At 71.8% G+C, this 23,988-nt stretch carries 20 protein-coding genes; 14 read left to right on the forward strand and 6 right to left on the reverse strand.

Features of this window, described 5'->3' with window-relative positions; translation table 11 throughout:
• Positions 1–21 precede the first annotated feature (21 nt).
• Positions 22–1,020, forward strand: a complete 999-nt coding sequence (locus ACWDZ7_RS15945) for a DNA-3-methyladenine glycosylase family protein (RefSeq protein WP_451797420.1) — start codon at positions 22–24, stop codon at positions 1,018–1,020.
• Positions 1,021–1,252: 232 nt separating this feature from the next.
• On the opposite strand, the gene ACWDZ7_RS15950 is transcribed toward ACWDZ7_RS15945, so the two are convergent.
• From ACWDZ7_RS15950 to ACWDZ7_RS15960, 3 genes are read right to left on the reverse strand one after another with little or no spacing between them, the layout of a single operon-like run.
• A complete protein-coding gene (locus ACWDZ7_RS15950) occupies positions 1,253–2,608 on the reverse strand; it encodes a coenzyme F420-0:L-glutamate ligase (protein WP_451797466.1) in 1,356 nt (451 codons plus the stop codon).
• Between the two features lie 38 nt (positions 2,609–2,646).
• Positions 2,647–3,603 carry a 2-phospho-L-lactate transferase gene (cofD, locus tag ACWDZ7_RS15955; protein ID WP_451797422.1) on the reverse strand — a complete coding sequence of 319 codons (957 nt, stop codon included), beginning with the start codon at positions 3,601–3,603 and terminating at the stop codon, positions 2,647–2,649.
• A 34-nt stretch (positions 3,604–3,637) separates the two neighbouring features.
• Positions 3,638–4,153 (reverse strand): cysteine dioxygenase, encoded by a 516-nt coding sequence (locus ACWDZ7_RS15960; protein WP_451797423.1) that lies wholly within the window; start codon positions 4,151–4,153, stop codon positions 3,638–3,640.
• A gap of 635 nt (positions 4,154–4,788) precedes the next feature.
• Here ACWDZ7_RS15960 and ACWDZ7_RS15965 point away from each other — a divergent pair.
• From ACWDZ7_RS15965 to ACWDZ7_RS15975, 3 genes are all read left to right on the forward strand, one after another.
• Positions 4,789–5,052 (forward strand): WhiB family transcriptional regulator, encoded by a 264-nt coding sequence (locus ACWDZ7_RS15965; protein ID WP_016642094.1) that lies wholly within the window; start codon positions 4,789–4,791, stop codon positions 5,050–5,052.
• Between the two features lie 221 nt (positions 5,053–5,273).
• Positions 5,274–8,939: a glycosyltransferase family 2 protein gene (locus tag ACWDZ7_RS15970; RefSeq protein ID WP_451797424.1), complete on the forward strand. Its 3,666-nt coding sequence runs from the start codon at positions 5,274–5,276 to the stop codon at positions 8,937–8,939.
• Positions 8,936–10,432, forward strand: coding sequence for a DUF5719 family protein (locus tag ACWDZ7_RS15975; protein WP_451797426.1), 1,497 nt, complete (start codon positions 8,936–8,938; stop codon positions 10,430–10,432). Before ACWDZ7_RS15970 ends, ACWDZ7_RS15975 begins: the two co-directional genes overlap by 4 nt.
• 29 nt (positions 10,433–10,461) lie before the next feature.
• Here ACWDZ7_RS15975 and ACWDZ7_RS15980 read toward each other — a convergent pair whose 3' ends face one another.
• Positions 10,462–10,923, reverse strand: coding sequence for a metallopeptidase family protein (locus ACWDZ7_RS15980; RefSeq protein ID WP_451797427.1), 462 nt, complete (start codon positions 10,921–10,923; stop codon positions 10,462–10,464).
• Positions 10,924–11,184: 261 nt separating this feature from the next.
• Between ACWDZ7_RS15980 and ACWDZ7_RS15985 the strand changes: the two genes are divergently transcribed.
• From ACWDZ7_RS15985 to ACWDZ7_RS16025, 9 genes are all read left to right on the forward strand, one after another.
• On the forward strand, positions 11,185–11,607 hold the full coding sequence (locus ACWDZ7_RS15985) for a DUF3499 domain-containing protein (protein WP_451518898.1): 423 nt from the start codon (positions 11,185–11,187) through the stop codon (positions 11,605–11,607).
• A gap of 168 nt (positions 11,608–11,775) precedes the next feature.
• Entirely contained in the window at positions 11,776–13,392 is a 1,617-nt protein-coding gene (locus tag ACWDZ7_RS15990) for an L-lactate permease (protein ID WP_451797428.1), read from the forward strand.
• Between the two features lie 223 nt (positions 13,393–13,615).
• Positions 13,616–14,980 (forward strand): phosphomannomutase/phosphoglucomutase, encoded by a 1,365-nt coding sequence (locus ACWDZ7_RS15995; protein ID WP_451797430.1) that lies wholly within the window; start codon positions 13,616–13,618, stop codon positions 14,978–14,980.
• A 202-nt stretch (positions 14,981–15,182) separates the two neighbouring features.
• On the forward strand, positions 15,183–15,359 hold the full coding sequence (locus ACWDZ7_RS16000) for a Trm112 family protein (protein ID WP_358588566.1): 177 nt from the start codon (positions 15,183–15,185) through the stop codon (positions 15,357–15,359).
• Between the two features lie 68 nt (positions 15,360–15,427).
• The gene (locus ACWDZ7_RS16005; protein WP_451797431.1) at positions 15,428–16,627 is read left to right on the forward strand and encodes an SIS domain-containing protein; all 1,200 of its coding nucleotides are present in this window, start codon (positions 15,428–15,430) and stop codon (positions 16,625–16,627) included.
• A gap of 80 nt (positions 16,628–16,707) precedes the next feature.
• A complete protein-coding gene (gene manA / locus ACWDZ7_RS16010) occupies positions 16,708–17,859 on the forward strand; it encodes a mannose-6-phosphate isomerase, class I (protein WP_451797433.1) in 1,152 nt (383 codons plus the stop codon).
• 121 nt (positions 17,860–17,980) lie between these two features.
• Positions 17,981–18,940 (forward strand): cation diffusion facilitator family transporter, encoded by a 960-nt coding sequence (locus ACWDZ7_RS16015; RefSeq protein WP_451797434.1) that lies wholly within the window; start codon positions 17,981–17,983, stop codon positions 18,938–18,940.
• A 355-nt stretch (positions 18,941–19,295) separates the two neighbouring features.
• On the forward strand, positions 19,296–20,753 hold the full coding sequence (gene ahcY / locus ACWDZ7_RS16020; RefSeq protein ID WP_451797436.1) for an adenosylhomocysteinase: 1,458 nt from the start codon (positions 19,296–19,298) through the stop codon (positions 20,751–20,753).
• Positions 20,754–20,882: 129 nt separating this feature from the next.
• A complete protein-coding gene (locus ACWDZ7_RS16025) occupies positions 20,883–21,497 on the forward strand; it encodes a hypothetical protein (protein ID WP_451797438.1) in 615 nt (204 codons plus the stop codon).
• Positions 21,498–21,517: 20 nt separating this feature from the next.
• Here the strand turns inward: ACWDZ7_RS16025 and ACWDZ7_RS16030 are convergent, their stop codons facing one another.
• Complete coding sequence (locus tag ACWDZ7_RS16030; protein WP_451797439.1) at positions 21,518–22,441, reverse strand: RDD family protein; 924 nt, start codon at positions 22,439–22,441, stop codon at positions 21,518–21,520.
• An 86-nt stretch (positions 22,442–22,527) separates the two neighbouring features.
• On the opposite strand from ACWDZ7_RS16030, the gene ACWDZ7_RS16035 reads away from it, so the two are divergent.
• Positions 22,528–23,535, forward strand: a complete 1,008-nt coding sequence (locus ACWDZ7_RS16035; RefSeq protein WP_451797440.1) for a stage II sporulation protein M — start codon at positions 22,528–22,530, stop codon at positions 23,533–23,535.
• A gap of 174 nt (positions 23,536–23,709) precedes the next feature.
• Here the strand turns inward: ACWDZ7_RS16035 and ACWDZ7_RS16040 are convergent.
• Positions 23,710–23,988, reverse strand: a 279-nt coding sequence (locus ACWDZ7_RS16040; protein WP_451797441.1) for a hypothetical protein, incomplete at its 5' end; no start/stop codon positions are given.

The following is a 23,988-nucleotide window of genomic DNA, read 5'->3' on the forward strand; positions in this document are numbered from 1 at the left end:
GCGTCGCCTACCCTCGTACAGATGTCGTCCCGTTTCGCCCCGCGCCCCCCTCGCACCCCGGTGCGCGGCGGCGAGACAGTCGTACCGGCGGGCGTCCCCCGCCAGACCACGGCCCCGCGGGCGCGCACCTGGAAGCCGCCCTTCCCCCTTGACCTCGGCCCGACCCTCGGCCCGCTGCGGCGCGGCCCCGCGGACCCCGCTTTCCGGATGACCTCCGACGGCTCGGCCTGGCGCGCCAGCCGTACGCCCGAGGGTCCCGGCACGCTCCGCGTGGCGCTGCGCTCGGGCACGGTGGAAGCGGAGGCCTGGGGCCCCGGAGCCGCTTGGCTGCTGGAGAGCCTCCCCACGCTCCTGGGCGAGTCGGACGACCCCTCGGCCTTCGAACCCCGCCACCGCCTGGTCGCCGCGACGGCACGGCGCCGCCCGGGGCTGCGGCTGGTACGCACGGGCCTGGTCCTGGAGTCCCTGATCCCGTCGATCCTGGAACAGAAGGTCACGGCGGACGAGGCCTACCGCGCCTGGCGCCTCCTGCTCCGCGCCCACGGCGAGCCGGCGCCGGGCCCCACCCCGCACCACATGTACGTGATGCCGGACCCCCGCACCTGGGCCCTGATCCCGTCCTGGGAGTGGCACAGGGCGGGCGTCGACAACAAACGCGCCTCGACGATCCTGCGCGCGGTGCGGGCGGCCCGCCGCCTGGAAGAAGCGGCGACGATGCCCCCGCTCCAGGCCCAGGCCCGCCTGGAACTGATCCCCGGCATCGGCCCCTGGACCTCGACGGAGACCATCCAGCGCAGCAACGGCGCCCCCGACGCGGTGACGGTCGGCGACCTCCACCTCCCCGGCATCATCGGCCACGCCCTGGCGAACAACCGCGAAGCGGACGACGAGGCAATGCTGACCCTCCTCACTCCCTACGCAGGCCAACGCCACCGAGCGACCCGCCTGATCCTCCTAAGCGGCCACACCCCGCCCCGCAGAGCCCCCCGCATGAGAAAAACGGACATCGCCCTGCTCTGAAGAGGGCCTGCGGCCGGCGGCCAACGGGAAAACCGCAACCAACCACCAGCCAGCACGCCCAAACCGCCGCAAGCACCCACTGCCCCAGGGGCGCGGGGAACGGCGCGATCAACCCCCACACACCCGCAGCAAAGAACGGCGAGAAGGCCCCGCCCAGGGGTGCGGGGAACGGCGCAATGAACCCCCACACACCCGCAGCAGAGGCCCCCCAACCCCCGGAGGGCCACCTCACCTACCGAACAGCGATAAATCCCCCCACATCCCGCGAACCCCGAGCCGGAGGCTCCCCCGCCGGGCGCCCCACAGCCACCGCCCCCATGGGATCCCAGGGCTCCGGCAGCCCAAGAACCCCCCGCACGACATCCCGACAGAACATCGTCGAGGAAACCCACGCGGAACCAAGCCGTTCCCCGGCCAGCGCGACAAGGAAGTTCTGCACACCGGCCCCCGCCGAGACCACGAACATCTCCCGCTCGGCCCCATCCCGCCGCGCGTCCCCATACGTATGGGAGCCGTCCATCACCAGACAAGGCACCACCAGATAGGGCGCGTTACGCAGCACGTCCCCCCGCCGCACCCGCCTGGCGATCGCCTCCTCCGACTTCCCGTCCCGCCGCAGATCCGCGATCCACGCGTCCCGCATCGCGTCCAGCAGCTCGACCCGCGCGGCAGCGGACTCCACCAGGACGAACCGCCACGGAGTGGTGTGATGCGGCGCCGGCGCGGTGAGCGCCGCGGCGACGGCCCGCCGCACGGCCCCGGGATCGACCTCATCGTCGGTGAACTCCCGCACGGTCCGCCGCAGCGTCACCGCTTCCCGCACCGCTTCGGACGTCCCGAGCCGGAACATGTCATCACCCGCACCACGCACCAAGGCCCGGGCCCCCACATCCACAAAGCCCTCAGAGCCCACAAAGCCCTCAGAGCCGCCCACCACAACATGGCGAAGCCCCCGCACCACCGCCACAGGCAACCCCGCAGCCTTCCCCTTGACGAGATCCCCCGCGGCAGCCAACTCATCGGCGGTCGCGACGACAGTCGCACTCAGCGGATTCCCGTACGCGTCAAAACCGCCCCGCAAATCGTCGAGCACCCGCACACCAGCCGCCCCGATGGCGACATCGGTGAGCCCGGACCGCCAGGGCCGCCCGAACGTGTCGGTGACGACGACACCCACCTCGACCCCCAGCGCCTCCCGCACCCCGTCCCGCACGGCGCGAGCCGAGGCATCGGGGTCGGAAGGCAACAACAGCACCGTCCCCGCAGGGGTGTTCGACGCGTCGACCCCGGCCGCGGCCATCACGAGCCCCTGCCGGTTCTCGACGATCCGCAGCGTCCCGCGCCGCGCGACGACCCGTACGGTCTCCGCGTCGATGGCCGCCTCGCGGTCGCTCGCCTCGACGATCCGCCCCTCGGCCTTGCTGACGATCTTCGACGTGACGATCAGGACGTCCCCGTCGGCGAGCCCCGGCTCGGCGGTCGCGATCAGCTTGGCGAGGTCGTCGCCCTCCCGCACCTCGGGCAGCCCGGGCACGGCCCACACCCGATACGCGGGCCCGGCACCGGAGCCGCCGGAGGCGGTGCTCACGCCCGTACCCGGCCCGGCGCCGGAGCCGGAGGCGGCGCTCACGCCCGTACCTCCGAGGCGAGCACGAGAGCCTGGCGCGCCATCTCCGCCGCCGCGTCGACGTCGGTCATCATCAGCGGAATGGCCCGGCACCGGATCCCGGCGCTCTCCACCCGCTCCACCACGCCCGCGTCGACACTGTCGACGAGCCATCCGTCGAGCAGCCCGCTGCCGTAGTGCTCGGCGACGGCGGCGGCACTGGTCTCCACGCCGACGGCGGCGAGCACCTTGTCGGCCATGCCCCGCACGGGCGAGTCGCCGACGATGGGGGAGAGGCCGATCACGGGCACGCCCGCCTCGGCGATGGCCTCGCGAATGCCGGGCACGGCGAGGATGGTCCCGACGCTGACCACGGGGTTGGACGGCGGGAAGAGGACGATGTCGGCCTCGGCGATGGCTTCGAGGACGCCGGGCGCGGGCTTGGCCTGCTCGGCGCCGACGGGCACGACGGCGTGCGCGTCCACGGAGGCGCGCAGTCGCACCCAGTACTCCTGGAAGTGCACGGCCTTCTGCTCGCCGTCGATGGTGACGGCCACGTGCGTCTCGACGCGGTCGTCGGACATGGGGATGAGCCGCACCCCGGGCCGCCACCGCTCGCAGAGCGCCTGTGTGACGGCGCTGAGCGGATATCCGGCGCCCAGCATCTGCGTCCGCACGATGTGCGTGGCGAAGTCCCGGTCGCCGAGCCCGAACCACTCTGGCCCGACGCCGTAGGACGCGAGCTCTTCCTTGACCTTGAACGTCTCGTCCGTACGCCCCCAGCCCTGCTCCTCGTTGATGCCGCCGCCGAGCGTGTACATCACGGTGTCCAGGTCGGGGCAGACCTTCAGCCCGAACAGGTGGATGTCGTCACCGGTGTTGCCGATGACCGTGATGTCCGCGTCGGGCGCGGCCTTCTTGAGCCCGCGGAGGAAACGGGCGCCGCCGATACCACCGGCCAGAACCACAATGCGCATGTGCTCCAGCATGTCAGGCGGGTACGACAGTTGGTCAGGCGGTTGCGACATCCTCCGCGACGCCGCCCGTCACCGAGGCGGCGCACTGGGCGGCGTGCATCGGCATCTCGGTCAGGCCGGGGTAGTAGACGTGCAGGCTGACGGCCGGTTCGAGGGAGTCGTTGACGACCTCGTGGACATACCCCGGCGCGAAGACGCGCTGCGCGCCTGCCCCGAGCGTCCGCGCGCCCCGCTGGGTGCGCTCGGTCAACTCACCCTCCAGGAGGGTGAGTACGCCGGATGAGCGCCCGTGGTCGTGCAGCCCGCTGCCCTGTCCGGGCACCCAGGAGAGCAGCCAGACCTCGTAACCCGGCCCGGTGCGCAGGCGGTGGTACCAGCGGCTGGTGGCGTCGTACTGGACGAGGTGCTCCCACTGGGAGCGGTCGGCCGCGATGGTCCGGGCGAGGCCGACGAACTCGGCCACGGTCGCGGGGTGCTCGCGGGCGGGCTGCAGCAGGTGCGGGACTTCGAGGATGTCGCCGGCGATCTGGAGGTCGCTGTCGCTGTTCATCGTGCGGTGGTTCCTCAACGTAAGAGTGCTGGGGTGTCGCGAAGGATGGGTGGAGCGCGGGGAATGCGAGGGAAGCGGGGAAGGCAGAGAAGGCAGAGAAGGTGGTGCGGAGAAGCGGCTCGACAGCTGGATGGACTCAACAGCTGGAGCAGGAACAGCGACAGCGCGCGTGGGCAGCACCGATGGACCCGCTGGTGCGGGTCATCGAAAGAGCCAGGTTCGCGAGCATGCCCACCAGGACACCTGCTCACACCTTCTACTGTCAACTCATTGTCCGCTATGTGGGATATGTTTCACCTCATCCGGTTGTTCGGTCAGGTGAAAGGTTTGTGCACCGGGCGCACGGGACACATGGGGCACAGCAACCGGCGCTCAAATGTTGACGTCCTTCCCTGTAGGACCTCCCGCCGAGGTCCTCGGGAGAGGCGGTTTTGGGGGCCGCCGACGAGCTTGATGGTTTATGCCGATTTGAACACTTTCTGCATAGCCTTGGTTCCGCAGAGTGAATAAGGGGCCCAATAGCAGATCTCGGCTTGACTGGCCCTGATCGGCGCACTTGTAATTTCACTCGTGTCGTTCAGCCGGAACCGGTAACGGCAGCACCACGGGGACGCACAGACAGACGAGGGGCGCACATGACCGAGCTGGTTCAGGAACTGCTGGTCGAGGACGCGGACGAGGAACTCGGCTGGCAGGAGCGCGCGCTGTGCGCCCAGACCGACCCCGAGTCCTTCTTCCCCGAGAAGGGCGGCTCCACGCGCGAGGCCAAGAAGGTCTGTCTCGCCTGCGAGGTCCGCTCCGAGTGCCTCGAATACGCACTCGCGAACGACGAACGCTTCGGCATCTGGGGCGGCCTGTCGGAGCGTGAACGCCGCCGACTGAAAAAGGCAGCGGTGTGATCGGAAGCGCATCCGCGCAGATGCCACCCCGTCAATTCGGCATACATCTCCCAATCAACGCGCAACGAAGCGCAACGAACGGCCCGTCGCCCCTGGGTTATCCACAGGCGGCGGGCCGTCCTGGTGTCAGCCGTTAGTGTGGGGCCCCGTCCGAGACGCCCCGGCGCCCCCGCAGGGCGCAGGCGTCCACCGCAGTCCATCGAACCGGGGCCCGTACCTCGATGTCCGTGCACAGCCATTCGGCAGCCCATCACGACGCTGCCGCCCCTGAGTTCCCGCGGCACGTCGTGACCGCCGTCCTCGTCTCCCACGACGGCGCCCGCTGGCTGCCCGACGCCCTGGCAGGGCTGCTCGGCCAGGAGCGGCCCGTGCAGGACGCCGTGGCCGCGGACACCGGCAGCGCGGACGACTCCGCCCGCCTCGTCACCGAGGCCCTCGGCCCCGACCGCGTGCTGCACCTCGCCCGCCGCTCCGGCTTCGGCACCGCCGTCGACGAGGCGGTCCGTGGCGCCGGGGTGCTCACCCCCGAAGAGCTGCCGTATCTGAAGCGCCCCAGCGGCTGGGACCCGGTGAGCCGCTCCTGGCGCGACGACGCGTACGACCTGCCCGACCTGCCGCACGGCGAGCCCGTGCAGTGGCTCTGGCTGCTCCACGACGACTGCGCCCCCGAGCCCGACGCCCTCGCCGAGCTGCTGCGCGCCGTCGAGAACGAACACGAGCTGGGCAAGGACGTCGCCGTCGTCGGCCCCAAGCTCCGCGGCTGGTACGACCGCAGGCAGCTCCTGGAGGTCGGCGTCTCCATCGCCAACAGCGGCCGCCGCTGGACCGGCCTGGACCGGCGCGAGCAGGACCAGGGCCAGCACGACCACGTACGGCCCGTGCTCTCCGTGTCCACCGCGGGCATGCTCATCCGCCGCGATGTGTACGAACAGCTCGGCGGCTTCGACCGCCGTCTGCCGCTGATGCGCGACGACGTCGACCTGTGCTGGCGCGCGCACGCCGCGGGGCACCGCGTCCTCGTCGCCCCCGAAGCCGTCGTCCGGCACGCCGAGGCGTCCTCGCGCGAGCGCCGCACCGTCGACTGCGTCGGCCGTACGGCGACGTCACCGCACCGCGTGGACAAGGCGGGCGCCGCCTACACCCTGCTCGTCAACGCCCGCTCGGCCGTGCTGCCCTGGGTGCTCTTCCGGCTCGTCTTCGGCACGCTCCTGCGCACCGTCACCTACCTCGTCGGCAAGGCGCCCGGACAGGCCCTCGACGAAATCGCCGGCCTCCTGGTGACGCTGCTGCGGCCCGGGAGGATCCTCGGCGCCCGCAAGCAGCGCGGCAAGTCGGTGCTCGACGCGGGGGAGATGCGGGCTCTGTTCCCGCCGCCGGGCGCCACCGTGCGGGCCACCGTCGAACAGGCCGCGGGCGGCCTCGTCGGCGGCTCCGACCCCGAGGCCCCCGGGGGAGCGGGACGGCACGGCGCCGTCGAGTCCGGACCCGGCGGCGACGACGCCGACTTCCTGGAGATCGAGCAGTTCGCCCGCCTCAAGCGCATCGCCCGCAAGCCGGGACCGGTGCTCTTCGTAGTACTGCTCTTCGTCTCGCTCATCGCCTGCCGAGCCCTGCTCGGCAGCGGGGCGCTCGCGGGCGGCGCGCTGCTGCCCGCGCCCGCCGACTCCTCGGGCCTGTGGGCGCGCTACCTGGACGGCTGGCATGCCGTCGGCACGGGCGGCACACAGGCCGCCCCGCCGTACCTCGCGCTCGTCGCGGGCCTGTCCACGCTGCTGTTCGGCTCCACCGGGCTCGCGGTCACCGTGCTGCTCGTCGGCTCCGTGCCGCTGGCCGGCTTCGCGGCGTACTTCGCCTCGCGCCCGCTCGTCACCTCGCGGCTGCTGCGCGCCTGGGCCTCCGTCGCGTACGCCTTCCTGCCCGCCGCCACCGGCGCGCTCGCGGGCGGCCGCATCGGCACCGCCGTCCTCGCGGTCCTGCTGCCGCTCATCGCGCGCGCGGGCATCGCGGCCGCCGGCCTGACGGCCTCCGGGGGCGCCCGCGGCACCTGGCGCGCCACCTGGGCGTACGCGCTGCTGCTGACCCTCGCCACGGCCTTCACGCCGATCGTCTGGCCGATCGCCCTGGTGCTCGGCCTCGCCCTCCTCGTGCTGCGGATCCGCGACATCGCGGCCTACGGCCTGCGTTTCCTCGCCGCACTCGGCACACCGCTGCTCATCCTTGCCCCCTGGTCGCTCACGCTGCTGCCCTTCGGCTTCTTCAAGGAAGTGGGCCTGGAGTTCGGCAGCGGCTCCGCGACCGCCCTCGATCTGCTCGGCACCAGCCCCGGCGGTCCCGGCACCGTGGACGGGCTGATGCTCGTCGGCATCCTGCTCGCCGCCCTCGGCGCCCTGCTGCGCACCGAGCGGCAGCTGGCGGTCCGCACCGCGTGGACGGCCGCCCTGGTCTCGCTCGTCTTCGCCGTCCTGTCGAACGGCTCGGCGTGGGCCGGACCCGCCACCCTCGGCTACGGCATCGCGCTCCTCGCCGCCGCCGCGCTCGGCGCCGACGGTGCACGCGCGCGTGTCGCCGAGCAGAGCTTCGGCTGGCGCCAGCCGGTCGCCGCGCTCATCGCGTTCGCCGCGGCGGCCGGGCCGCTGCTCGTCGCCGCCGGGTGGATGATCCGCGGCGCCGACGGCCCCCTGGAGCGGCGTGATCCGGTGCAGGTGCCCGCGTTCGTCGCGGAGGAGAGCGGCACGCAGGACCAGGCCCGCACCCTCGTCCTCGACAGCGGGTCGGCGGCCGAGGTCTCCTACACCCTCGTACGGGGATCGGGCGCCCGGCTCGGCGACGCCGAACTCGTCGCGGCCGCCGGCCCCGACGCACGACTCGACAAGATCGTCGCCCGGCTGGTCGCGGGCTCCGGCGCCGACCAGGCCGACCACCTCGGTGGCTACGCGGTCCGCTACGTCCTCGTACGCCAGGGCGCGCCCCGCCAGATGAGCCGCACCCTGGACGCGACCCCCGGCCTGACCCGGCTCAGCCAGGAGGACGGCAGCGCCCTGTGGCGCGTGGACCGGCAGGTCTCCCGCGCCGCCATCGTCCCGAAGGCCGGCGACCCGGAGCCCGTCGCCGCGGGCCCCGTCGAGCTGCACACGAAGATCACCTCGGGCGACGAGGGCCGCGTGCTGCGGCTCGCCGACTCCGCCGCCCCGGGCTGGACGGCTACCCTCGACGGCCGCCCCCTTCCCCGCACCACATTGGACGGCTGGGCGCAGGGCTTCGAACTGCCCACCTCGGGCGGCCGCCTGGACGTCACCTACGACGCGCCGATGAGTCACACCGCGTGGCTGTGGACGCAGGGCGCGCTCGCCGTCATCCTCGTGGTGCTCGCGCTGCCCGGCAGGCGCCGCGACGTCGACGACGACCTCCCCGAAGAGCCGGTCATCCCGGCACAGCCCATTGAGGGGGAGGGCCGCAAGGCGCGCAGACTGCGGGCCCAGAGCGAGCAGACCGCGCAGGAGGCGGACCAGGAGGCGGGCCGGGACGTACCGCCTCCTCCTTCGGAGGAGGCCCTCGCCGCCGTTCCGCAGCAGCAGTCGTACGGCGAATGGGAGACGCCCGCCCCGTCCTACCAGGCACAGGACTACTCGGCACAGGACTACCGGGCACAGGACTACCAGGCACAGAACTATCGGGCACAGGGCTACCAGGAGCAGCCCTACCAGAGCGGCCAGTACGACCCGTACGCCTCCTACGGCGGGGCGGGCGGTGCCTACGGAGGCGACCAGCAGTACGGCCAGTCCTACGGAGACGCCCCGTACGACCAGCGGCCCCCGATGCCACCGCCACCCCCGCCTCCGCCGCCGCACGGCACCGACAGTGAGCGCCCCGACGGGAGCCAGCAGTGAACCGCACCACCCAGTCCCTGATCGCCGTGGTCGTCGTCCTCGGCGCCGTCACCGGGTACGCCGCGTCCAGCGGCCCCGACAGCACGGGCGACGACAAGGCGAAGGCCGCCGCGCGGCTGCCCGTCGAGCGCACCAGCCTGCTCTGCCCGGTCCCCAGCGCCTCCGACCTCGCCGAGACCTCGTACACCGCGTTCACGCCGAAGTCGAGCGGCACCGGGGGCACGGGCAAGGCGGAACTGCTCCCCGTGACCAAGCAGTTGACGGACGCTCCGCAAGAGGGCGCCAAGGGCAAGCAGGCCAAGCCCTTCCTGACCCAGAAGAAGCCGGGCGAGGCGGTCGGCGGCGAGGAGTCGGGCGCCGAGGCACCGGCGCTCATCGGCACCGCCGACGGCGCGCTCGCCCCCGGCTGGACCGTGCAGCAGACCACGACCTACTCCGCGGGCAGCGGCCGAGGCGCGCAGGGCACCAACTGCACCGCGCCCGACACGGACTTCTGGTTCCCCGGCGCGAGCACCGCCAAGGGCCGCAGCGACTACATCCACCTGACGAACCCGGACGACTCCGCGGCCGTCGTCGACGTGGAGCTGTTCGGCCCGGGCGGCGAGGTGACCTCCCCGGTCGGCGAGGCGATCCAGGTCCAGCCGCACTCCAGCGTCCCGGTGCTGCTGTCCACGCTCGCCGACAAGCAGTACGCCGACCTCACGATGCACGTGACCGCCCGCAGCGGCCGGGTCGCGGCCGCCGTGCAGTCCTCCGACGACAAGCTCGGCGGCGACTGGCTGCCCCCCTCCGCCGCCCCCGCGGCCGACGCCGTGCTGCCCGGCATCCCCAAGGACGCCACCTCGGTGCACCTGGTCGCCTACGCACCCGGCTCCGACGACGCGGACGTCAAGATCCAGCTGGCCTCGCCGACCGGCACGATCACCCCGGCCGGAAACGAGAACCTCCACGTGAAGGCGGGCATGACGGCCGCCGTCGACCTCGGCGCCCTCACCAAGGGGGAGGCCGGTTCGCTGCTCCTGTCGCCGACCGACAAGCCGGTGCCCGTCGTGGCGGGGCTGCGCGTCACCCGTGGCAAGGGCAGCGACCAGGAGACGGCGTTCATCCCGGCGACGAACGCGGTGGGCACGCGCGCGACGGTCGCCGACAACCGCGCCAAGGGCTCCACGCTCTCCCTGGTGGCCCCGGACAAGTCGGCGAAGGTGAAGGTCACGGCGTCACCCGGCACCGAGGGCGGCTCACCGGCCACGAAGACGTACACGGTCAAGGGCGGCACGACCCTGCTGATCGACCAGCCGCCGGTGCCGGACGGCCTCAAGGGCTCGTACGCCCTCACGGTGGAGCCGGTGTCCGGGGGCGAGGTCCATGGCTCGCGGATGCTGGCACTGCCCGAGGACGGCATCCCGATGTTCACCGTCCAGACGCTGCCGGACGATCAGGGGACGGTCCTGGTGCCGGAGGCGGGGCGGGATCTGAGGGTGCTGCAGAAGTAAGCGGGTCGGGCCCGGCCCGGCCGGCTCCGTCAGTCCTCGTCGCCGTAGCGCGGATCGACCGACTCCGGAGACAGCCCGAGCAGGTCGGCCACCTGCTCGACGACCACCTCGTGCACCAGGGCGGCGCGCTCGTCGCGCCCCTTGGTGCGGATCTCCACCGGGCGGCGGTAGATGATCACGCGCGCGGGCCGCCCGTCGGACGCCGCGATGGAACCGCCCAGCGGCACCACCTCGTCGGGCCACTCCCCGTCCGAACCGCCGGAACCACCCAGCGGCGGCACCTCAAGAACCAGGAACTCGACCTCGGTGAGCTGCGGCCAGCGCCGCTCAAGACGCTCCACGGAGTCCTGCACGAGGTCCGTGAAGGCCTCGGCGCGGCTGGCGGAGAGCGGCACCTGGGGCGGCGCCACGGGACCGCGCATGCCCCTGCCGTGGCGATCGCGGCGACGGGGCCTCGGGTCTACGGAGCGGGGCTGTACGGGGTCGTCCATCACTGAGGAAGCGTAGTCCCCGAGATCGCCCTTTCCTCGCGGTGCGTGGCATGTCGCTTCCTGACCGTTCCGGTCGGGCTTGGACTCGATTCCGTATCTCTCAAGACCATCGATGTCGCGCCAAATGACGTGATTCGCGCCATGTGGTGACCGGAACCAACACCGCACGCCCCTGCGGCCACTCACGTCCGTGCAGGTCAACGCGGTGCGCGCGCGGGGCGCCGGATCCGGGACCACGGCACGACACGGTGGGGTGACCTCCTGGAGAGTCGTCGCGGCCCGCTCAAGAGTGCGGTACCGTCCAACATCGTGAGCCCTGTACGTCGCTGTTCGCGCACCGCTTGCGGCCGTCCCGCCGTCGCGACGCTGACGTACGTCTACGCCGACTCGACCGCGGTCCTCGGCCCCCTCGCCACTTACGCCGAACCCCACTGCTACGACCTGTGCGCCGAGCACTCCGAGCGCCTGACCGCGCCCCGCGGCTGGGACGTCGTCCGGCTCGCCGACGCCTCGGGTCCGGCCCGCCCCTCGGGCGACGACCTCGAAGCGCTCGCCAACGCCGTGCGCGAGGCGGCCCGCCCGCAGGAGCGCGCGGCCGAGGCGGGCGGCGGCGCCCGCAGGGCGGACCCGATGGAGGTCGCGCGGCGCGGCCACCTCCGGGTGCTGCGATCGCCCGAGTCCTGAAAGAGCCCGTTTCCGCGAGCGACTGACGGCCACGTGTCCGCAGGCGACTGACGACCCGTTTCCGCCAGCGACTGACGGCCCTTCACTGGATCTTCTCCGTCCCGCACGTTGACGCCCGATCTCCGAGGCCACGACGATTTCGCCACCCCACAGCCCGGGAGGCGTTCCGTGTTCGTGCAGCAACTGGATCCCGTGGCCGACTCGCTCGGCCTGTCCGCACTCGTCGCGACCCTGCCCCTCCTGACCGTCCTCGTCCTCCTCGGCGCCGTCCGCATGAAGGCCCACAGGGCGGGGCTGATCGGTCTCGCGGTCGCCGTCCTGGTCGCCTGGCTCGCGTACGGCATGCCGCTAGGCCAGACCGCCGCCGGCGCCGCGCAAGGAGCCCTCTTCGGGCTCTTCCCCATCCTGTGGATCGTCGTCAACGCCCTGTGGGTGTACCGCATGACGGTCCGCACCCGGCACTTCGACATCCTGCGCCGCTCCTTCGGGCAGCTCTCCGACGACCCCCGCATCCAGGCGCTCGTCGTGGCCTACTGCTTCGGGGCGCTCCTGGAGGCGCTCGCCGGCTTCGGGGCGCCCGTCGCGATCTGCTCGGTGATGCTCGTCGCCCTGGGCTTCGACCCGGTGCGCGCCGCGGTCGTCGCCCTCGTCGCCAACACCGCACCCGTCGCCTTCGGGGCCATGGGCACACCCGTGGTGACGCTGGCCCAGGTGACGGGCCTGCCGCTGGACACCGTCGCCACGGTCATCGGCCGCCAGACCCCGCTGCTCGCCCTCGGCGTGCCGCTGCTCCTGGTCGGCCTCGTCGACGGGCGGCGCGGTCTGCGCGAGACGTGGGTGCCCGCCATGGCATGCGGATTCGCCTTCGCCGCCGCCCAGTTCGCGGCCTCCAACTACGTCTCCGCGCAGCTCGCCGACATCGGGGCGGCCCTGGCGGGCGCGGCGGCGCTGGTGGCGGTGCCGCACGCGCGCAGACCGGCCGCCGAGCCCGTCCGCGCCGCGGTCCTCACCGGCGTACGCAGCGAAGACCTCGACCACGACGACCCGCGCCCCGAGGTGCTGCGCGCCTACGCCCCCTACGCCCTCATCGTCACCGTCTTCTCCCTCGCCCAGATACCGGCCGTCAAGGACGCCCTCGCGAAGACGACACGGACCTTCGACTGGCCCTTCCTGAACGTCGGCGACCCTTCCGGGGACCCGGTCGGCGGCAACGTCTTCTCGCTCCCGCTGCTCGGCACCGGCGGCACGCTCGTGCTGCTCGCCGGGGTCGGCACGGCGGCGGTCATCGGGGTGCACGCGCGCGTGGCGGTACGGGAATGGGCCGCCACCGTCCACGAACTGCGCTTCGCCATCCTCACCGTGACGTCCGTCCTTGCCCTCGCGTACGTCATGAACCTCTCCGGCCAGGCCGCCACGATCGGGCACTACGTAGCGGGGGCGGGCGCGGGCCTCGCCTTCCTGTCGCCGGTCCTCGGCTGGTTCGGCGTCGCGGTGACCGGCTCCGACACCTCCGCCAACGCCCTGTTCGGCGCGCTCCAGGTGACGGCGGCCCAGCAGTCCGGGCTCTCCCCGGAGCTCCTCGCGGCCGCCAACAGCTCCGGCGGCGTCCTCGGCAAGATGATCTCCCCGCAGAACCTGACGATCGCCTGCGCCGCCGTCGGACTCGCCGGCAAGGAGGGCGATCTGCTGCGCAAGGTGCTGCCGTGGAGCCTCGGACTGCTCCTCGTGATGTGCCTGATCGTGGTGGGGCAGAGCACGGCGGTACTCGGTTGGATGCTTCCGTGACGAGAGCCTGACCGTGGCTTGACGCTGCTCACAGCCCCTTGTCGGTCGTTGCGGGTAGTTTGGGACGGCCGACGTGGGGTGACCGAGGTGGGTGGGGTGACCCACGCCGGGTGATCCATGTCGGGTGACCGACGCCGGATGGCTGACGCCGGGTGACCGACGCCGGGTGACCGACGTACTTCCGATACCGCTGAACTCGCAGAGCTTGCAGAGAGGGTTGGCCGTGACTGCTGATCTGTCCCAGATCGTGAAGGCGTACGACGTTCGCGGGGTGGTCCCGGATCAGTGGGACGAGTCGCTGTCCGAGTTGTTCGGAGCGGCTTTCGCCCAGGTCACGGAGGCCACCGCGATCGTCGTCGGCCACGACATGCGGCCCTCGTCGCCGGGCCTGTCGCGGGCCTTCGCGCGCGGGGCGGCGGCGTGCGGAGTGGACGTCACCGAGATCGGGCTCTGCTCGACGGACCAGCTGTACTACGCCTCGGGCGCGCTGAACCTGCCGGGCGCGATGTTCACGGCCTCGCACAATCCCGCCCAGTACAACGGCATCAAGATGTGCCGCGCGGGCGCGGCCCCCGTCGGCCAGGACACCGGCCTCGCGGACATCCGCGCCCTGGTGGAGGGCTGGACCGCGACCGGCGCCCCCGAGCCCGCCGCACACCCGGGCACCCTCACGCGGCGCGACACCCTCACCGACTACGCGGCGCACCTGCGCGGCCTGGTCGACCTCATGTCGAGCCGGCCCCTCAAGGTCGTCGTCGACGCGGGCAACGGCATGGGCGGGCACACGGTCCCCACCGTCTTCGAGGGCCTGCCCCTGGAGCTCGTACCGATGTACTTCGAGCTGGACGGCACCTTCCCCAACCACGAGGCGAACCCGCTGGACCCGGCGAACATCGTGGACCTCCAGGCGAGAGTGCGCGCGGAGGGCGCCGACCTGGGCATCGCCTTCGACGGCGACGCGGACCGCTGCTTCGTCGTCGATGAGAACGGCGCCCCGGTCTCCCCTTCGGCCATCACCGCCCTGGTCGCCTCCCGCGAGCTGGCCAAGCACGGCGGCAAGGGCACGGTCATCCACAACCTGATCACCTCCTGGTCGGTCCCGGAGGTCGTCAAGGAGAACGGCGGCACGCCCGTGCGCACGCGCGTGGGCCACTCCTTCATCAAGGCCGAGATGGCCAGGACCGGCGCGATCTTCGGCGGCGAACACTCCGCGCACTACTACTTCAAGGACTTCTGGAACGCGGACACGGGCATGCTCGCCGCCCTCCACGTCCTGGCGGCCCTGGGCGAGCAGGACGGCCCGCTCTCCGCGCTCGTCGCCCAGTACGACCGCTACGCAGGCTCCGGCGAGATCAACTCCACGGTCGACGACCAGACCGCCCGCCTGGCCGCGATCAAGGAGGCGTACGCGGGACAGGACGGAGTGACCCTGGACGAGCTGGACGGCCTGACGGTGACCGCCGCCGACTGGTGGTTCAACGTCCGCGCCTCCAACACCGAGCCGCTGCTGCGGCTGAACGTGGAGGCGCGGGACGAGGCCACGATGGCCAAGGCCCGCGACGAGGCCCTGGCGATCATCCGCGGCTGAGAGCGGCTGAGGAGCGGCTGACGGCCCACGCGCGCGTGCGGCACCGGGGGTGCGGGGCGGGCCGCAGACCTCTCCACACCCCCCGCGGCCCGTCTTTTGCGGAGGTAGGCTGACCGGGTCGCACCCTGTGCGGCGGCAAGGTCGCACCCTGTGCGGCCGCACTGCGAAAACCTCACCACATCAGCTCGAAGGGACCCACCCCATGGCGCTCGAAGCCGGCCTCCTGGAGATCCTCGCCTGCCCGGCCTGCCACGCCCCGCTCAAGGAGACGGACACCGAGCTGATCTGCACGGCCGACGCCAAGGAGTGCGGCCTGGCCTACCCCGTCCGCGACGGCATCCCCGTACTCCTGGTCGACGAGGCCCGCCGCCCCGCGTAACGGCACCCGCCCCGGCACGACCCAGCAGCGCGCGGGAAGCCGCGCAGGCGATTCGGAGGCCGTACCCCATGCTCGACGAGTCATTGCTCGACGCCCCCGAGGCGCTGGCCCGCGCCGACCGCCGAGGACTGCTGCGCGGCGCGGCCGAAGCGGGCGCCCGCGTCCGCACCGCGCTCCGGCACGCCGCCGAGGCCGGGCTGACGGAGCTCAAGCCCGACGGCCGCCCCCGCGCCATCCTGATCGCGGGACCGGGCACCGCGGCCACCTGCGTCGCCAACCTGCTCGACGGCCTCGCCGGCGCCGGCTGCCCCGTCATCCGCGTGGCCCCGACCGGCGTCGCCCCCGCCGCGGGCGCCCTGCGCTGGGCGCTGCCCGGCTGGGTGGGCCCCGTGGACCTCCTCCTCATCGCCACCCCGGACGGCTCCGAACCGGGCCTGACCCTCCTCGCCGAACAGGCGTACCGCCGCGGCTGCACAGTCGTCGCCGTCGCCCCCGCGCGCACGCCGATCGCCGAGAGCGTCGAGGGCAGCCACGGCCTCACCGTCCCCCTGGCGACCTCGCCCTACGGCGCGTACGAAGGCGCACACGACGAGAGCACCAGGGACTCCGGTTCGTACGAGGCACGCCGCGTCGAGGACGAATCCGCGCCCGGCGCCCCCTGCACCCTGTGGGCCCTGCTCGTCCCGCTCCTCGTGCTGCTGGACCGCACCGGCCTGATCGCCGCCCCGGCCGACGCCCTGCACAAGGTCGCCGACCGCCTCGACCGCGTCGCGGAACGCTGCGGTCCGGCCATCGCGACGTACAGCAACCCCGCCAAGACACTCGCCGCCGAACTCGCCGACGCGCTCCCGCTGATCTGGACCGAGGGCCGGTCCGCGGGCGCCGTGGGCCGCCGCTTCGCCACCACCCTCGCCGAGCTGGCCGGGCACGCCGCGCTCGCCGCGGAGCTGCCCGAGGCCCTGCCCGCCCACGGCGCGCTCCTCGCGGGCAACCCCGCGGGCGGCGACGACACCGACGACTTCTTCCGCGACCGCGTCGACGACCCGGCGTGCCTCCGCGCGCGCGTGGTGCTGCTCCGCGACCGCCCGGTTGATGCCGGGGGCCTCACGGCCGCCCCCGCCGCCCGCGAGCTCGCGCACGGCCACGACGTGGCGCTCAGCGAGCTGGAGCCGGAGGGCGGCGACGAACTGGAAGCGCTCGCCGAGCTGATCGCCGTCACGGATTTCGCCGCCGTTTACCTGGCGCTCGCTTCCGGCCACCGATCATGACAACGGCGACCGCACAGACGGCGATCGCAGTTCAGCACTCGCGTACGCAGTAGCCAGTAGCGCTAAGGGAGAGCCCCTCCGTGGACCGCCTCACCAACACCATCCGCCCCTACGCCTGGGGATCCACCACCGCCATCGCTCGGCTCCTCGGCGTCGAGCCGAGCGGTGAGCCGCAGGCCGAGATGTGGATGGGCGCCCACCCGGGAGCGCCCTCGCGCACCGAGCGCGGCGCGCTGAACGAGGTCATCGAGGCGGACCCGGAGCGCGAGCTCGGCACAGAGGCGGTCGCCAAGTTCGGCCCGCGCCTGCCCTTCCTCGTCAAGATCCTCGCCGCGGGCGCCCCGCTCTCCCTCCAGGTGCATCCCGACCTCGCACAGGCGAAGGAGGGTTACGCGGACGAGGAGCGCCGAGGCGTCCCCATCGACGCCCCGAACCGCAACTACAAGGACGCCAACCACAAGCCCGAACTGATCTGCGCCCTCACGTCGTTCGACGGCCTGTGCGGCTTCCGGGCCCCGGACCGGACCGCGGATCTCCTGGAGGCCCTGGGCGTCGACTCCCTCAAGCCGTACGTCGATCTGCTGCGCGCCCACCCCGAAGAGGCCGCCCTGCGCGAGGTCCTCACGGCTGTGCTGAGCGCCGACCCCGAACAGATGGCCGAGACGGTCACCGAGTTCACGGCCGCCGCCCAGCGCCTCGGCGGCGTCTACGCCCCGTACGCCGACCTCGCCCACCACTACCCCGGCGACCCCGGCGTCATCGCGGCGGTGCTGCTCAACCACGTACGACTCCAGCCCGGCGAGGCCCTGTTCCTCGGCGCCGGCGTCCCGCACGCCTACCTCGACGGCCTCGGCGTCGAGATCATGGCCAACTCCGACAACGTCCTGCGCTGCGGCCTGACCCCCAAGCACGTCGACGTCCCCGAACTCCTGCGCATCGTCCGCTTCGAGGCGACCGACCCCGGCGTCCTGCGCCCCGAGGCGTCGCCCACCGGCGAAGAGGTCTACGAAACCCCGATCGACGAGTTCCGCCTCTCCCGCCTCGTCCTGCCCGAGGGCGCGGCCCCGCACGACCTCACCGCCGCCACCCCGCAGATCCTGCTCTGCACCGCGGGCACCGTCCGCGCGGGCGAACTGCCCCTGACACCCGGCCGGTCCGCATTCGTCCCCGCGGGAGAAAAGGCTGAAGTGTCCGGAGTGGGCACGGTTTTCCGGGCCACAGTGGTGGCCTGACGCACCAACACGCTCCCGTGCTGCAACAATGACCCACCGCAAAGGACGGGCAAAGCACCGCCCGCCGGCGTAGGCCGAGCACACAAGAGCACACACGAAGGCGAAGGGACCCCCGGCACTTATGAGCGCGTCAGGCGGAACAAAGGCGATCGTCGCGGCACTCGCCGCGAATCTCGCGATCGCGGTGGCGAAATTCGTCGCGTTCATCTTCAGCGGCTCGTCGTCGATGCTCGCCGAGAGCGTCCACTCGCTCGCCGACTCCGGCAACCAAGGGCTGCTGCTCCTCGGCGGCAAGAAGGCGCAGCGCGAGGCGACCCCGCAACACCCCTTCGGCTACGGCCGCGAGCGCTACATCTACGCCTTCCTCGTCTCGATCGTCCTCTTCTCGGTCGGCGGCATGTTCGCGATCTACGAGGGCTACGAGAAGATCAAGAGCCCGCACGACATCGAGCACTGGTACTGGCCCGTCGGGGTCCTGGTGTTCGCGATCATCGCGGAGAGCTTCTCCTTCCGGACGGCCATCAAGGAGTCCAACGAGACGCGCGGCAACCTCACCTGGACGCAGTTCGTCCGCCGCGCCAAGGCGCCCGAGCTGCCGGTCGTCCTCCTGGAGGACCTCGGCGCGCTCGTCGGTCTGATCCTCGCCCTCGGCGGCGTCGGTCTGGCGCTCGCCACCGGCGACGGCGTGTGGGACGGCATCGGCACGCTCTGCATCGGCGTCCTGCTCATCGTGATCGCGATCGTCCTCGCCGCCGAGACCAAGTCCCTCCTGCTCGGCGAGGCCGCCGGCACCGAGGAGGTCGCGAAGATCGAGAAGGCCCTGGTCGACGGCGACACGGTCACCAAGGTCATCCACATGCGCACGCTCCACCTCGGCCCCGAGGAACTGCTCGTCGCCGCCAAGGTCGCCGTCCAGCACGACGACACCGCCACGGAGGTCGCCGCCGCGATCAACGCGGCCGAGGAGCGCATCCGCGCCGCGGTCCCGATCGCCCGTGTGATCTACCTCGAACCGGACATCTACAGCGAGTCCGCGGCAGCCGAGGGCACCAACCCGGCGAAGTCGCCCGGCAGCCACTGACTCTCCTTTCGCACGTACGTAGATGGGGCCCCGCACCGAGCAAGGTGCGGGGCCCCATCTCCTCGCCGAGCCCGGTGGTTCCCTGCGCCTCGCGCCGCAGCGCGGCCATCTCATGGACTGTCCGCCAGAGATCCGTGCCCGGAGGCGGGCTGGGGCTTGCTTGGCCCATCGGTGTAGCTTTGTGACTGAGCCAGACGTCGCTGCTGATGGCGGTCGGGCGGTCCGCACACGGACCGGCCGAGGGAGAGAGGGCCTCCGACGGACTGCGCTGCGCGCGCCGGTGCGACCCTTGTACCCGACGCCGCAGGTCAGCCATGCCCACCCCTCGACCAACCCCACGAGGAGCAGCTCACTCATGACGACTGCCACCAACGGCCAGGACTTCAAGGTCGCCGACCTCTCCCTCGCCGAGTTCGGCCGCAAGGAGATCACTCTCGCCGAGCATGAGATGCCCGGCCTGATGTCGATCCGCAAGGAGTACGCCGCGACCCAGCCGCTCGCCGGCGCCCGCGTCACCGGCTCCCTGCACATGACCGTGCAGACCGCCGTGCTCATCGAGACCCTGGTCGCCCTCGGCGCCGATGTCCGCTGGGCCTCCTGCAACATCTTCTCCACCCAGGACCACGCCGCCGCGGCCATCGCCGTCGGCCCGAACGGCACCCCGGACGACCCCCAGGGCATCCCGGTCTTCGCCTGGAAGGGCGAGACCCTGGAGGAGTACTGGTGGTGCACGGAGCAGGCGCTGACCTGGCCGAACACCCCCACCGGCGGCCCGAACATGATCCTGGACGACGGCGGCGACGCCACGCTCCTGGTCCACAAGGGCGTCGAGTACGAGAAGGACGGCAAGGTCCCCTCGCCCGACACCGCCGACTCCGACGAGCACCGCGTCGTCCTGGAGCTCCTCAACCGCACCATCACCGAGGGCTCACAGAAGTGGACCCAGCTCGCCTCGGAGATCCGCGGCGTGACGGAGGAGACCACGACGGGCGTCCACCGCCTGTACGAGATGCACCGCGACGGCACGCTGCTGTTCCCGGCGATCAACGTGAACGACGCCGTGACGAAGTCGAAGTTCGACAACAAGTACGGCTGCCGCCACTCGCTGATCGACGGCATCAACCGCGCCACCGACGTCCTGATCGGCGGCAAGACCGCCGTCGTCTGCGGCTACGGCGACGTGGGCAAGGGCTGCGCGGAGTCCCTGCGCGGCCAGGGCGCCCGCGTGATCATCACCGAGATCGACCCGATCTGCGCCCTGCAGGCGGCGATGGACGGCTACCAGGTGACGACGCTCGACGACGTCGTCGACAAGGCCGACATCTTCATCACGACCACGGGCAACAAGGACATCATCATGGCCTCGGACATGGCCAAGATGAAGCACCAGGCGATCGTCGGGAACATCGGCCACTTCGACAACGAGATCGACATGGCCGGCCTGGCCGCCATCCCGGGCATCGTCAAGGACGAGGTCAAGCCGCAGGTTCACACCTGGACGTTCCCCGACGGCAAGGTCCTGATCGTGCTGTCGGAGGGCCGCCTGCTCAACCTGGGCAACGCGACCGGCCACCCGTCCTTCGTGATGTCCAACTCCTTCGCGGACCAGACCCTGGCCCAGATCGAGCTGTACACCAAGCAGGAGGAGTACCCGACCGACGTCTATGTGCTCCCCAAGCACCTGGACGAGAAGGTCGCCCGTCTCCACCTCGACGCGCTCGGCGTGAAGCTCACGACGCTCCGCCCCGAGCAGGCCTCGTACATCGGCGTCGAGGTCGAGGGCCCGTACAAGTCGGACCTCTACCGCTACTGACGGCCGCCCGGCCACCGGTCAGCCCCACTTCAGCAGGCCCTCGCCCCCGCGGCGGGGGCCTGCCCCCTTTGGCCCGCAGGAACCGACCCCGACCGCTCACCGCAGGTACTGACCCGAGGATCTACGCCCATGCCCCGCGGCCGATATTCGCTCCATGATCCGCACGATCACACCCCCCTCGGCGAAGAACAATTCCACTGCGCGCCCGGCCCCTCCGGCTGGCGCTACGTCTCTCAGAGGACCACCCCCTCAGGGACCCCCGCGGGCTCCGTCGACCTCGCGCTCGACGACCGCGGCCGCCCCATCCGCCTCGAACTGCGCGCGGGCGACTGGCAGGTCCGCGCCGCCGCCCTCAACGGCGTCACCTGGGTCCGCACCGACCCCACCGGCGCCCATGCCACCGAGGACAACGCGCCCGCCCACGCCTTCACCGGTACATCCCCCGCCTTCCTCATCGCGACGGCCCGGCTGCTGCGCCTGACCCCCGACTCCCCCGCGACCCGCGTCCGCCTGGTCGCCTTCACGGACCCGGTCCTCGCCCCCCGCACCCTCGACCAGTCCTGGGCCCTGCTGAAAACAGAAGCACACGCCACTGACAACGGCCCGCTGACCGTGGACGAATACCAGGTCACAGCCCTGGACACCGGCGAACAGCACACGGTCCACATCACCGGCGACGTCGTCCTCGCGGGCCCCGGCATCGAGCTCGAACACCTCGAAACCCCGCCGTCGGCCTTCGCCTGACGCCGCGTACGCCCAGCCGACTAGGCAGGCGGCACGAACCCGGTGGCCGGACGCGGGGTTCCCTCGCCCCCGGACTCACCCGGCGGCGGTACGGCGCCCGGAGCGGCGGACGGCGGCACGAACCCCGCCGGAGGGCCTTCGCAGTCCCGCACCTCATGGAACCCGCCAGGGCCGGGCACGGCGGAGTAGGCCGCCTCCCCGCCAAAGGCCCGCCGCGCATCCCGCGCCTGCCGCTCGTGCACAACAGCGGCCAGATACGCCGCCGGCGGAACGCCCTGCGGCACCGCGGCCCCCGTCCGCTCCGCCAGATCACCGGCCAGCCGCTCCGCCATCGCCCAGCCCACCTGCGGATCCAGCTGCCCCATCCGCGTCAGGCACTGCCGGATCGCCAGCCACAGGCCCTCGGGCACACCGGACAGATCGAGCCCGGAGAACCGCCCCATCAGCCAAGGCGGCGGCGGAGGCACGAAACCCGTACGCCCCGCGGGCACCCGCTCACGTACGACCAACGTGCCCGCGAACACATCCCCGAGCCGCCGCCCACGCGCCGACACCAGCGACGCGACGCACGCCACCACCCCGAACGTCATGAGAATCTCGACGACTCCCACGGCCCCCCGCACCAGCGCGTGCCGAAACCGAATGGGCCCCCCGTCGTCCCGCACCACCCGCAACCCGCACGCCAGCTTCCCCAGCGACCGCCCATGACTGAGCGTCTCCACGGCTATGGGCCCACCGACCAGAACGAGTACGAAGCCGGCGACCGCGACGGCGGCAGCCGCGGCGTCGTCCAACGAGGACGTCGAAGCGACGATCCCCAGAGTCACCGCCAGATAGACCGACCACGCCACGGCCATGTCGATCAGCACGGCCAGCACCCGGCTCGGCAGCTTCGCGGGACGCAGCTCCAACGCCACCGCCTCACCCGTCACAAGCTCACTCACGCCCGCCGCCTTTCCCCGCCCTGCCGTAGGACTGGCCAGTCTGCCAAGCTGAGCAGCCACGCCGCAGTACGAGGAGCAGCCACCCGATGGACCTCGACGTCTTCGTGTCCGCCCACCGAGCCGAGTGGGACCGACTGGAAGCCCTGCTGCGCCGGCAACGCCGCCTCACCGGCGCCGAGGCCGACGAACTCGTCGCCCTCTACCAACGCACCGCCACCCATCTCTCCCTGATCCAGTCCAGCGCACCGGACCCGCAGCTCACCGGACGCCTGACCCGCCTGGTGGCACGCGCGCGTAGCGCCGTGACCGGCACCCGCCGCGCCTCCTGGCGCGACGTGACCCACTTCCTGACACACGGCTTCCCGGCAGCGGTCTACCGCTCCCGCCACTGGTGGGTCCCCACCGCGCTGCTCTCGACGGCCCTCGCCGCGGTCATCGGCTGGTGGATCGCCACACACCCCGAAGTCCAGTCCTCGATCGCCGCCCCCAACGAACTGCGCGAGCTGACCCGCCCCGGCGGTGAGTACGAGACGTACTACTCCAGCCACCCCGCGGCGTCCTTCGCCGCCCAGGTCTGGACGAACAACGCCCAGGCCGCCGCCATGTGCCTCGTCCTGGGCGCCTTCCTCTGCTTCCCTGTCGTCTGGATCCTCTTCCAGAACATGCTCAATCTCGGGGTGGGCGTCGGCCTGATGTCCTCGGTCGGCCGGCTCGAGACCTTCCTCGGCCTGGTCCTCCCGCACGGCCTCCTGGAACTGACGGCCGTCTTCGTAGCCGCCGGCACAGGCCTGCGTCTCGGCTGGACCCTCATCGACCCGGGTCCCCGACCGCGCCGCACCGCCCTGGCAGAGGAGGGCCGCGCGGCGCTGGGCATGGCGATCGGCCTCGCCCTGGTCCTGTTCGTATCGGGTGCCATCGAAGGCTTCGTCACCCCATCGGACCTGCCGACCTGGGCCCGCATCACCATCGGAATCGCCGCCGAGCTGGCGTTCCTCGTGTACGTCTATGGCCTGGGCGGCAGAGCCGCCCGTGCGGGTGAAACGGGGGACCTGGACCGGACCGACCGCAGCGCCTCCGCCCCCACCGCGGCGTGATGTGCGTAGGGCCCCCGTGAGCTGCTAGTCTCCTCTTCGCCCCGGGAAAACCGTTGACACGGAAGGACTGGGGAGGTAGATTCGAACAGTTGCCTAGAACTGGACAAGTCCAGGGGTGACAGCTTAGAGTCTGCTTGCTTCTCGAATTACATCAATTGAGAAGCCGCCCCCGATTCATTCGGAACTGAAGCCGGTAAGACCGGCCGAAAACTTCTGATAAAGTCGGGTCAGCCGAAAGGCAAAGGCCCTCCAACGGCCGCCGGAAATGAAATCCGAACCGGAAACGGAACGGAAAACGGATCTGGTAGGGTTGGAAACACGAAATACCGAAGGGAAGCGCCCGGAGGAAAGCCCGAGAGGGTGAGTACAAAGGAAGCGTCCGTTCCTTGAGAACTCAACAGCGTGCCAAAAGTCAACGCCAGATATGTTGATACCCCGACTCACTTCGGTGAG

Source organism: Streptomyces sp. NPDC003032 (assembly GCF_053591415.1).

Excerpts from the sequence above, each read along its gene's own strand:
- ACWDZ7_RS16025 (WP_451797438.1), top strand. The coding sequence starts at position 20,883 with ATGCCCCGCGGCCGATATTCGCTCCATGATCCGCACGATCACACCCCC.
- ACWDZ7_RS16000 (WP_358588566.1), top strand. The coding sequence starts at position 15,183 with ATGGCGCTCGAAGCCGGCCTCCTGGAGATCCTCGCCTGCCCGGCCTGC.
- ACWDZ7_RS16035 (WP_451797440.1), top strand. The coding sequence starts at position 22,528 with ATGGACCTCGACGTCTTCGTGTCCGCCCACCGAGCCGAGTGGGACCGA.
- ACWDZ7_RS15945 (WP_451797420.1), top strand. The coding sequence starts at position 22 with ATGTCGTCCCGTTTCGCCCCGCGCCCCCCTCGCACCCCGGTGCGCGGC.
- cofD (WP_451797422.1), bottom strand. The coding sequence starts at position 3,603 with ATGCGCATTGTGGTTCTGGCCGGTGGTATCGGCGGCGCCCGTTTCCTC.
- ACWDZ7_RS15965 (WP_016642094.1), top strand. The coding sequence starts at position 4,789 with ATGACCGAGCTGGTTCAGGAACTGCTGGTCGAGGACGCGGACGAGGAA.
- ahcY (WP_451797436.1), top strand. The coding sequence starts at position 19,296 with ATGACGACTGCCACCAACGGCCAGGACTTCAAGGTCGCCGACCTCTCC.
- ACWDZ7_RS15960 (WP_451797423.1), bottom strand. The coding sequence starts at position 4,153 with ATGAACAGCGACAGCGACCTCCAGATCGCCGGCGACATCCTCGAAGTC.
- ACWDZ7_RS16005 (WP_451797431.1), top strand. The coding sequence starts at position 15,428 with ATGCTCGACGAGTCATTGCTCGACGCCCCCGAGGCGCTGGCCCGCGCC.
- ACWDZ7_RS15970 (WP_451797424.1), top strand. The coding sequence starts at position 5,274 with ATGTCCGTGCACAGCCATTCGGCAGCCCATCACGACGCTGCCGCCCCT.
- ACWDZ7_RS15980 (WP_451797427.1), bottom strand. The coding sequence starts at position 10,923 with ATGGACGACCCCGTACAGCCCCGCTCCGTAGACCCGAGGCCCCGTCGC.
- ACWDZ7_RS16015 (WP_451797434.1), top strand. The coding sequence starts at position 17,981 with ATGAGCGCGTCAGGCGGAACAAAGGCGATCGTCGCGGCACTCGCCGCG.